At 62.3% G+C, this 8,631-nt stretch carries 7 protein-coding genes; 4 read left to right on the top strand and 3 right to left on the bottom strand.

Translation table 11 applies throughout. From position 1 onward, the window contains the following. Positions 1-233: 233 nt before the first annotated feature. Genes gatB through gatC form a run of 3 tightly spaced genes read right to left on the bottom strand, consistent with a single transcriptional unit; the run spans position 234 to position 3,505 of the window. Complete coding sequence (gatB, locus tag DTW89_RS17910) at positions 234-1,694, bottom strand: Asp-tRNA(Asn)/Glu-tRNA(Gln) amidotransferase subunit GatB (protein WP_114656913.1); 1,461 nt, start codon at positions 1,692-1,694, stop codon at positions 234-236. 1 nt (position 1,695) lies between these two features. Further along, positions 1,696-3,198 carry an Asp-tRNA(Asn)/Glu-tRNA(Gln) amidotransferase subunit GatA gene (gene gatA / locus DTW89_RS17905; RefSeq protein WP_114656912.1) on the bottom strand — a complete coding sequence of 501 codons (1,503 nt, stop codon included), beginning with the start codon at positions 3,196-3,198 and terminating at the stop codon, positions 1,696-1,698. Between the two features lie 7 nt (positions 3,199-3,205). Then, positions 3,206-3,505 (bottom strand): Asp-tRNA(Asn)/Glu-tRNA(Gln) amidotransferase subunit GatC, encoded by a 300-nt coding sequence (gene gatC / locus DTW89_RS17900; RefSeq protein WP_024813736.1) that lies wholly within the window; start codon positions 3,503-3,505, stop codon positions 3,206-3,208. 216 nt (positions 3,506-3,721) lie between these two features. Here gatC and DTW89_RS17895 point away from each other — a divergent pair, with 216 nt between their 5' ends. The 4 genes from DTW89_RS17895 to mrdA all read left to right on the top strand — a co-directional run bounded on the left by DTW89_RS17895 (position 3,722) and on the right by mrdA (position 8,417). Beyond that, a complete protein-coding gene (locus DTW89_RS17895) occupies positions 3,722-4,765 on the top strand; it encodes a rod shape-determining protein (protein ID WP_024813737.1) in 1,044 nt (347 codons plus the stop codon). Positions 4,766-4,899: 134 nt separating this feature from the next. Beyond that, a complete protein-coding gene (mreC, locus tag DTW89_RS17890; protein WP_114656911.1) occupies positions 4,900-5,820 on the top strand; it encodes a rod shape-determining protein MreC in 921 nt (306 codons plus the stop codon). 37 nt (positions 5,821-5,857) lie between these two features. Beyond that, on the top strand, positions 5,858-6,376 hold the full coding sequence (gene mreD, locus DTW89_RS17885) for a rod shape-determining protein MreD (protein WP_114656910.1): 519 nt from the start codon (positions 5,858-5,860) through the stop codon (positions 6,374-6,376). A gap of 100 nt (positions 6,377-6,476) precedes the next feature. Next, positions 6,477-8,417: a penicillin-binding protein 2 gene (gene mrdA, locus DTW89_RS17880; protein WP_114656914.1), complete on the top strand. Its 1,941-nt coding sequence runs from the start codon at positions 6,477-6,479 to the stop codon at positions 8,415-8,417. Positions 8,418-8,631 lie beyond the last annotated feature (214 nt).

Raw genomic sequence — 8,631 nt, 5'->3', positions numbered from 1 at the left:
ATCTTGTCAGTGTCAGTTTTTGAGAAAACCCAGATTTCATGCGCCTTGCAGGCCGACCGATCCCAATCCATTGAGACACCCATCGCTAACCAGTTGAATTTGTTCAACTTTTAACCGGACACTACTGTGGCCCGATATCGATTGAACCGCTCGCCCTGGGCTCGTCGAAGGGTTTCGACGAGCCTGGCCTGAACGGCACCGGGGCTCTCAAAAAGCCGTATCCAACGTGGAAACTAAGCGGCAAGCCGTGCCCGCAGCAAATCGTTGACCTGCTGCGGATTGGCTTTGCCCTTGCTGGCCTTCATGATCTGGCCCACCAGCGCATTGAACGCCTTGTCCTTGCCCGCACGGAACTGCGCCACGTTGTCTGCGTTGGCGGCAATCACCTCGTCGACAATTTTCTCCAGCGCGCCGGTGTCGTTCATCTGCTTGAGGCCCTTGGACTCGATGATGGCGTCCACATCGGCTGATTCGCCGGCCCACAGCTCGTCAAACACCTGCCTGGCGGCGTTATTGGAAATCGTGCCATCGGCGATCCGGCCGATGAGCGCGGCCAGTTGTGCTGCCGTGACGGGGGCTTTTTCGATGCCGATTTCGCCCGTGTTCAGGCGCCGTGACACCTCGCCCATGATCCAGTTGCTGGCCAGCTTCGCCTGCCCGCAGGCCTTGGCCACCGCCTCAAAATAGCCCGCCATGGCCTTGCTTTGTGTGAGCGTGGTGGCGTCGTATTCAGGCAGGCCATAGTCCGCCACAAAACGGGCGGCCATGGTGCGAGGCAATTCGGCCATTTGCGCCCGTTCTTCTTGCACCCACTGCTCTGAAATGTGTAGCGGCGGCAAGTCAGGGTCGGGGAAGTAGCGGTAGTCCGCCGCATCTTCCTTGGTGCGCATCGCACGCGTTTCGCCCGTGTCCGGGTCGAACAGCACGGTGGCCTGCTGGATGGCGTGGCCGTCTTCGATCTGCTCGATCTGCCAGCGGATTTCGTAGTCGATGGCCTGCTGCATGAACTTGAACGAGTTCAGGTTCTTGATCTCGCGGCGCGTGCCTAAAGCGGCACCGGGCTTGCGCACCGACACGTTGGCGTCGCAGCGGAAGCTGCCTTCCTGCATGTTGCCGTCGCAGATGCCGATCCAGGTGACGATCTTGTGCAGCTCCTTGGCGTAGGCCACGGCTTCGTCGGACGAGCGCATGTCGGGCTCCGTCACGATTTCCAGCAGCGGCGTGCCTGCGCGGTTCAGGTCGATGCCGCTTTGGCCCCCACCTCCTAGTGCTGAGTCTTCGTGCAGCGACTTGCCCGCGTCTTCTTCGAGGTGGGCACGCACCAGGCGCACGGTCTTCTTCTCGTCACCGAGAAAGAATTCGACCTCGCCGCCCTGCACGACCGGGATCTCAAACTGGCTGATCTGGTAGCCCTTGGGCAGGTCGGGGTAGAAATAGTTTTTGCGGGCGAAAATGCTCACGGGCGCAATGTGGGAGCCGAGGGCCAGTCCCAATTTGATAGCGCAAGCAACAGCCTCTCGGTTCATCACGGGCAGCGTGCCGGGCAACGCCAGGTCTACGGCGCAGGCCTGCGTGTTGGGTTCGGCGCCGAAGGCCGTGGGGGCGCGGCTGAAGATCTTGCTTTGCGTGGCAAGCTGGGTGTGGGTTTCGAAGCCGATGACAACTTCGTAGCCGTGGATCAATTTGCTGGTCATGTCACAGTCCCCCGGGTTGGCGGAGGTGGAAATCGGTGGCCTGTTGCAGGCGGTGGGCTGCGTTCAGCAGGCGGGCTTCGGCAAAGTAGTTGCCGATGAGCTGCAGGCCAACGGGCATGCCACCCTCGCCAAAGCCAGCCGGCACACTCATGCCGGGCAGGCCGGCCAATGAGGCGGGCAGCGTGAAGATGTCGGCCAGGTAGTCGGCCAGCGGGTCGTTGCCGTGCTCGCCCAGCTTCCACGCCACGGTGGGCGCCACGGGGCCGGCAATCACATCGCAGCTTTGGAAGGCGTTCTGGAAGTCGTCAGCGATCATGCGGCGGATTTTCTGCGCCTGCAGGTAGTAAGCGTCGTAGTAGCCATGCGAAAGCACGTAGGTGCCGATCATGATCCGGCGTTTGACCTCGTCGCCAAAGCCTTCTGCGCGGGTCTTCTTGTACATGTCCACCAGGTCGGTGTAGTCCTTGGCCCGGTGGCCGAACTTCACGCCGTCAAAGCGCGAGAGGTTGGACGAGGCCTCGGCCGGGGCAATGATGTAGTACACCGGGATGGACAGCTCGGTGCGGGGCAGGCTGATGGGTACCAGCGTGGCGCCGAGTTTTTCGTATTCCTTCAGTGCGGCATTCACGGCGGCGCGCACATCGGGCGCCAGGCCTTCGCCAAAAAACTCGGCGGGTATGCCGATGCGCAGACCTTCAAGAGAGTCGTTCAGCGAACGGCTGTAGTCTTCGGCGGGCACATCGAGCGACGTGGAATCGCGGTCCAGATCGGGGCCACACATCGCGGACAGTAGCAGGGCGCAGTCTTCGGCGCTGCGGGCCATGGGGCCGGCCTGGTCGAGGCTGGAGGCGAAGGCGATCATGCCGTAGCGGCTGGCGCGGCCGTAGGTGGGCTTGATGCCGGTGATGCCGCAAAACGATGCGGGCTGGCGGATCGAGCCGCCGGTGTCGGTGCCCGTCACCGCCGGGGCCAGGCGCGCAGCCACGGCGACGGCGCTGCCGCCCGACGAGCCGCCGGGGATGCGGCTGGTGTCCCAGGGATTGCGGACCGGCGCGGGGGCCTCGAAGCCCACCGGGGCAACGGCCGAATTTTCGTTGGCCGAGCCCATCGCGAACTCGTCGCAGTTGAGCTTGCCCAGCGTGAGGGCGCCGGCTTTGGCCAGCCGGGTGACCACGGTGGCGTCAAACGGTGACTGGTAACCCGCCAACATTCTGGAGCCAGCGGTGCTGGGGAAGTCGCGCGTGACGAAGATGTCCTTGTGCGCAATCGGCACGCCTTCCAGCGCGCCCGCCGTGCCAGCGGCAATGCGGGCATCAGCGGCTTGCGCTTGCGCCAGTGTGGCGTCTTCGTTCATGGCCACAAATGCGCCCAGGTGCTGGTGCACCTTGGCGCGGGCCAGGAAATGCTGGGCGGCTTCGGCGGCAGAGAATTGCTTGGCACGCAGGCCGGCGGCCAGTTCGGAAACGCCCAGGTCGTGCAGGGCTTTGGTGGGGGAAGTGGTCATTCAGGTCTCACTCGATCACTTTGGGAACGAGGAACAGGCCGCGTTCGACCGCGGGTGCACTCTTTTGGTTGGCTTCGCGCTGGTTGGGCTCGCTGGCCACGTCCTCGCGCAGCCGCAGTGCCACGTCCTGGATGGTGGCGACGGGGTGCGCCAGGGGCGTGAGCCCCGATGTGTCCACAGCCCGCATCTTTTCCACGATGTCAAAGAAGCCGTTCAGCTGAGTCAGCATGCGCTCACTTTCGGAGGGGTTCAGTTCCAGCCGTGCCAGATTGGCGATGCGACCGATGTCCTGGGGTGTCAGTGCCATAAAGGAAAACTCGTGGGAAACCAGATGTAAACCTGTGATCCGGGTCAAACCGAAGAGAGTTATTCACAGGGGATGGGGTATTATCCCGGCTTTGCCGCAATACCCTCTTGACTGCCGGTCATTGTGCGAAAAAAGCGATATCTGACCCCCACCCACTCCCTGACACACCCGGCGACGGCAGGCCGAAGTGCATGCCGTGCCTGAGAGGATTTTTGAATGTTCGGAGCTTTCCGCCGGTATTTCTCCACCGACCTCGCCATTGACCTTGGCACAGCCAATACGCTGATTTTCGCCCGCGACAAAGGCATTGTGCTTGATGAGCCCTCCGTTGTTGCCATTCGCCACGAGGGTGGTCCCCATGGCAAGAAAGTGATTCAGGCCGTCGGTCGTGAGGCCAAGGCCATGCTGGGCAAGGTGCCGGGCAACATCGAAGCCATCCGGCCCATGAAAGACGGCGTGATTGCCGATTTCGTGATCACCGAGCAGATGATCAAGCAGTTCATCAAGATGGTGCACCCGCGCACGCTGTTCACCCCCAGCCCGCGCATCATCATCTGCGTGCCCTGCGGCTCCACCCAGGTCGAGCGTCGCGCCATCAAGGACGCGGCCGAGGCTGCAGGCGCGACGGCCGTCTACCTGATTGAAGAACCCATGGCCGCCGGCATCGGCGCAGGTTTGCCCGTGTCCGAAGCCAGCGGTTCCATGGTGGTGGACATCGGTGGCGGCACCACTGAAGTGGGCGTGATCTCGCTGGGCGGCATGGTCTACAAAGGCAGTGTGCGTGTGGGCGGCGACAAGTTCGACGAAGCCATCATCAGCTACATCCGCCGCAACTACGGCATGCTGATCGGCGAGCCCACCGCCGAAGCCATCAAGAAGAACATTGGTTCGGCCTTTCCTGGCTCCGAAGTGCGTGAAATGGAAGTGCGTGGCCGCAACCTCAGCGAAGGTGTGCCCCGCAGTTTCACCATTTCCAGCAACGAAGTGCTTGAGGCACTGACCGAGCCGCTCAACCAGATTGTTTCTGCCGTCAAGAACGCGCTGGAGCAGACCCCGCCCGAGCTGGGCGCCGACATCGCCGAGCGCGGCATGATGCTCACCGGCGGCGGCGCACTGCTGCGCGACCTGGATCGCCTGCTGGCCGAGGAAACCGGCCTGCCTGTGCTGGTAGCCGAAGACCCCCTGACCTGCGTGGTGCGAGGCTGCGGCATTGCGCTGGAGCGCATGGATCGCCTGGGCAGCATTTTTACCAGCGAGTAAGACGGAACACCTGTGTCTGCACAGGTCGCACACTGCTCTCCATTGCATGACTGACTGCGTTCGCACCCATGCCACATCGGCACGCATCCGCGGCTCGGCGGTCGTGCGGCCCCGTCTGACAACCACCATGTGCCATGCCGCTCGGAACACTTGAGCGCAGCGCGCCACCAATGTTCAAGCAAGGGCCATCCGCCCTTTCACGGCTGCTTCTCTACAGCGCGTTGGCGCTGTTTTTGATGGTAGCGGACGCGCGTTTTCAGATCACGGGCGCGCTGCGCCAAGTGGTGGCCGCTGTGCTTTACCCGGTGCAATGGGTGATGCTGCAGCCGGTCCAGTTCATTGCCCAGGGCAGCGGTTACTTTCAGTCCTTGCAGACGGCCCAGCATGACGCCGATGCGGCCCGCAAGCAGATGGCGCTGATGTCGCAGCGCTCCATGCAGACCGAGCAGTTGATGCAGGAAAATGCGCGCTTGCGTCAGCTTCTCGACCTGCGGGCCAGGCTGGAAACACCCGCCCAGGCAGCGCAGGTGCTGTATGACACCGCCGATCCCTATACGCGTCGTGTGGTGGTGGACCAGGGCCAGGTGGCAGGGGTCGAACTGGGCTCGCCAGTGCTCGACGAAAAGGGTGTGCTGGGCCAGGTCACACGCGTGCACCCGTTCGTGAGTGAGGTCACCTTGCTGATTGACCGCGATCAGGCCATTCCGGTGCTGAACCTTCGCACCGGTGTCCGCGGTGTCGCGTATGGCGATCCGGTGGCGGGCCATGGCGGCGGTATGGAACTGCGTTTCATGCCGTCGAGCGCCGACATTCAAGAGGGTGATCTGCTCACCACGAGCGGAGTGGACGGGTTGTACCCCCCGGGTCTGCCCGTCGCCAAGGTGGTGCGTGTCGAGCGAAGGGCCGACTCGGCATTCGCCCGTATCTATTGCGTGCCCATTGCCGAGGTGCAGGGGGCTCGCCATGTGATGTTGCTCAAACCAATGGCAGAGCCTTTGTCGAAGCTGCCCGAACCCGTTTCGCTGCCCCCTGGCAAGAAGGTAAATTCCAAGTGATGAATTGCAGGCCCGGCAGGTCCAAGGAACTCGCGCCATGATCATGCCGCGCGGGCAGCCTTTGCTGTTGCCAGTCAATCCCGTTTTTATTGTCGTCAGCCTGCTGGCGGGTTTGGCAATCAATTTATTGCCGCTTGGGCGTGTGGTCTGGACACCCGACATCCTGATGCTGCTGCTGGCGTTCTGGGTCGTGCATCAGCCCCAGCGCATCGGCATGGGCATTGCATTCGTGTTGGGTCTTTGCATGGATGTGCACCAGTCGTCCTGGCTGGGCCAGCATGCCCTGGCCTACACGGTGCTGTCGTTTGGCGCGATGGCCATGCACCGCCGTCTGCTGTGGTTCAGCGTTCCGTCCCAGGCATTGCAGGTGTTTCCCCTGTTTTTGATGGCCCACGTAGTGGAGCTTTTGCTGCGTATGGTCGGTGGCGGGGTTTTCCCGGGATTCTGGGGGCTGCTCGCGCCCGTGCTGGAGGCCTTGCTCTGGCCTCTGGCCAGCTGGGTGCTGTTGGCGCCGCAGCGCCGCCCGCCGGATCGTGACCAGAATCGACCCCTGTGAGGCCATCCTTGAGCAAGACGACCTGCGTCCTGTCAAACGGTGAAGCATTGCGTGCCGCGGGGTGCGCGTTCGGTTCGTCGGCACGCAATGGGCGGATGGCATGACGGAATTGCGCAACGTCGATGCGGATGCCGCGCGGTTTCGTACGCGGGTGCTGGTGATTGGCGCAGTGGTTTTTCTGGCGTTCTGCCTGATCGTGGCACGTCTGCTTTTCTTGCAGGTGGTGAGGCACGAAGACCTTGCCGCGCAGGCCGAGAGCAACCGCACCGCGATCGTTCCCATCGTTCCCAACCGGGGCCTGATTCTGGACCGCAATGGTGTGGTGCTGGCCACCAACTATTCGGCGTACACCCTCGAAATCACACCTGCGCGGGCGGGTGTGCTGGACGACACCATCAATGCGCTGTCGAAGGTCGTGGATATCCAGACCCGGGATCGCAGACGCTTCAAGCGATTGATGGAGGAGTCGCGCAATTTCGAGTCGCTGCCCATTCGCACCCGACTGACGGACGAAGAGGTGGCCCGCTTCACGGCGCAGCGCTACCGGTTTCCTGGGGTGGACATCAAGGCGCGGCTCTTTCGCAACTATCCGCTGGGCGACGTGGCAAGCCATGCGATTGGCTACATCGGTCGCATCAACCAGGCGGAGAAAAGCCGGATACAGGACTCAGAAGACGAGGCCAACTACCGTGGTACCGAGCACATCGGCAAGCTGGGCATTGAGCAAAGCTACGAAGCGGCATTGCATGGCACTACGGGCGTGGAGCAGATGGAGACGTCGGCGGGAGGCCGGGCCGTGCGCAAGCTGTCGAGCCGTGCGGCCACGCCGGGCGACAGCGTGATGCTGTCGATTGACATCAAGCTGCAGAAACTTGTCGAGGATCTGTATGGCACCCGCCGTGGCGCGCTGGTCGCCATCGACCCCCGAAACGGCGAGATCCTGGCACTGGTGAGCATGCCCAAGTTCGATCCCAACCTGTTTGTCGAGGGCATCGACGTAGAAAACTGGGCCGCGCTCAATGAATCCATCGACAAGCCTCTGCTGAACCGCGCCTTGCGGGGCACCTACCCGCCGGGTTCAACCTACAAACCCTTCATGGCGCTTGCCGCGCTGCAACTGGGCAAACGATCGGCCAGTCTGGTGGTGAACGATCCGGGCTCATACACGTTTGGCGGCCACACCTTTCGCAGCCACGAAGGGGGTCTGGGGGGCGTGGACATGCACCGGGCCATTCAGTTTTCGAGCAATACCTATTTCTACTCGCTGGCAGTAGAGATGGGCGTCGATACCATTCACGATTTCATGAAGCCGCTGAGCTTTGGCCAGGCGACCGGTGTGGACCTCAATGGCGAGGTGCGCGGTACGCTGCCCAGCACCGAATGGAAGCGCAATGCCTACAAGCGCGCCGATATGAAGCGCTGGTTCCCGGGCGAGACCGTGTCGCTGGGCATCGGGCAGGGCTACAACAACTTCACCATGCTGCAGCTGGCTTCGGCGCAGGCCACCATGGTCAACGGTGGAACCCGCTATCGCCCGCACATGGCCAAGGCCGTGAAGAATTCGGTCACCGGGGCGATCACCGAGATACCCCAGCCACCGGGCGAAAACCTGGGCTATCTACCAAGAAACGTGGAAATCGTGCGCAATGCGATGGTGGCCGTAAACAAGGGGGGTACGGGCACCCGCGTGTTTGCCGGGGCGCCCTACACATCGGGGGGCAAGACCGGTACGGCACAGGCGGTGAGCCTGGGGCAAAACGTGCGCTACAACGCCAAGGCGCTGGAGGAGCACCAGCGCGACCATTCGCTCTTCACGGCGTTCGCTCCTGCCGAAGCCCCGACGATTGCGCTGGCACTGATCGTCGAGAACGCCGGCTTTGGCGCCGCGCACGCAGCCCCCATCGCGCGCAGGGTGTTTGACTACTGGTTGATGGGGGAGTATCCCAGCGAGGCAGATATTGCCGCCGTGCAGAAGGGGCAGGCGTCCGCCCCTATCGGCAAGCCGCGTGCTGCGGCCGATATTCCGATGCTGGCACCCTAGAATCATTAAAAATGATAGCTAATAACGCTTATTGTATAAGCGTTACAGCCTGATTTTGCTTAAGGTTTTGTTGCGCCACTGGCTTGACTAGTACATCGTTTCCGCAAAAGCTTTACGTTTCAGCCATTTGGAAGTCGAAGCTCTTCCATTGGAAGCGAACGGGTTGGGCATTCATCTCGTCGATGCCTTTGAGGATGCGCAGCTTGAGTTCGTC

The organism is Acidovorax sp. BoFeN1 (genome assembly GCF_003345135.1).
Taxonomy (GTDB): Bacteria; Pseudomonadota; Gammaproteobacteria; order Burkholderiales; family Burkholderiaceae_C; genus Acidovorax; species Acidovorax defluvii.
Note: the sequence above shows the minus strand (reverse complement) of the source record. Positions and strands in the feature narration are given on the sequence as shown.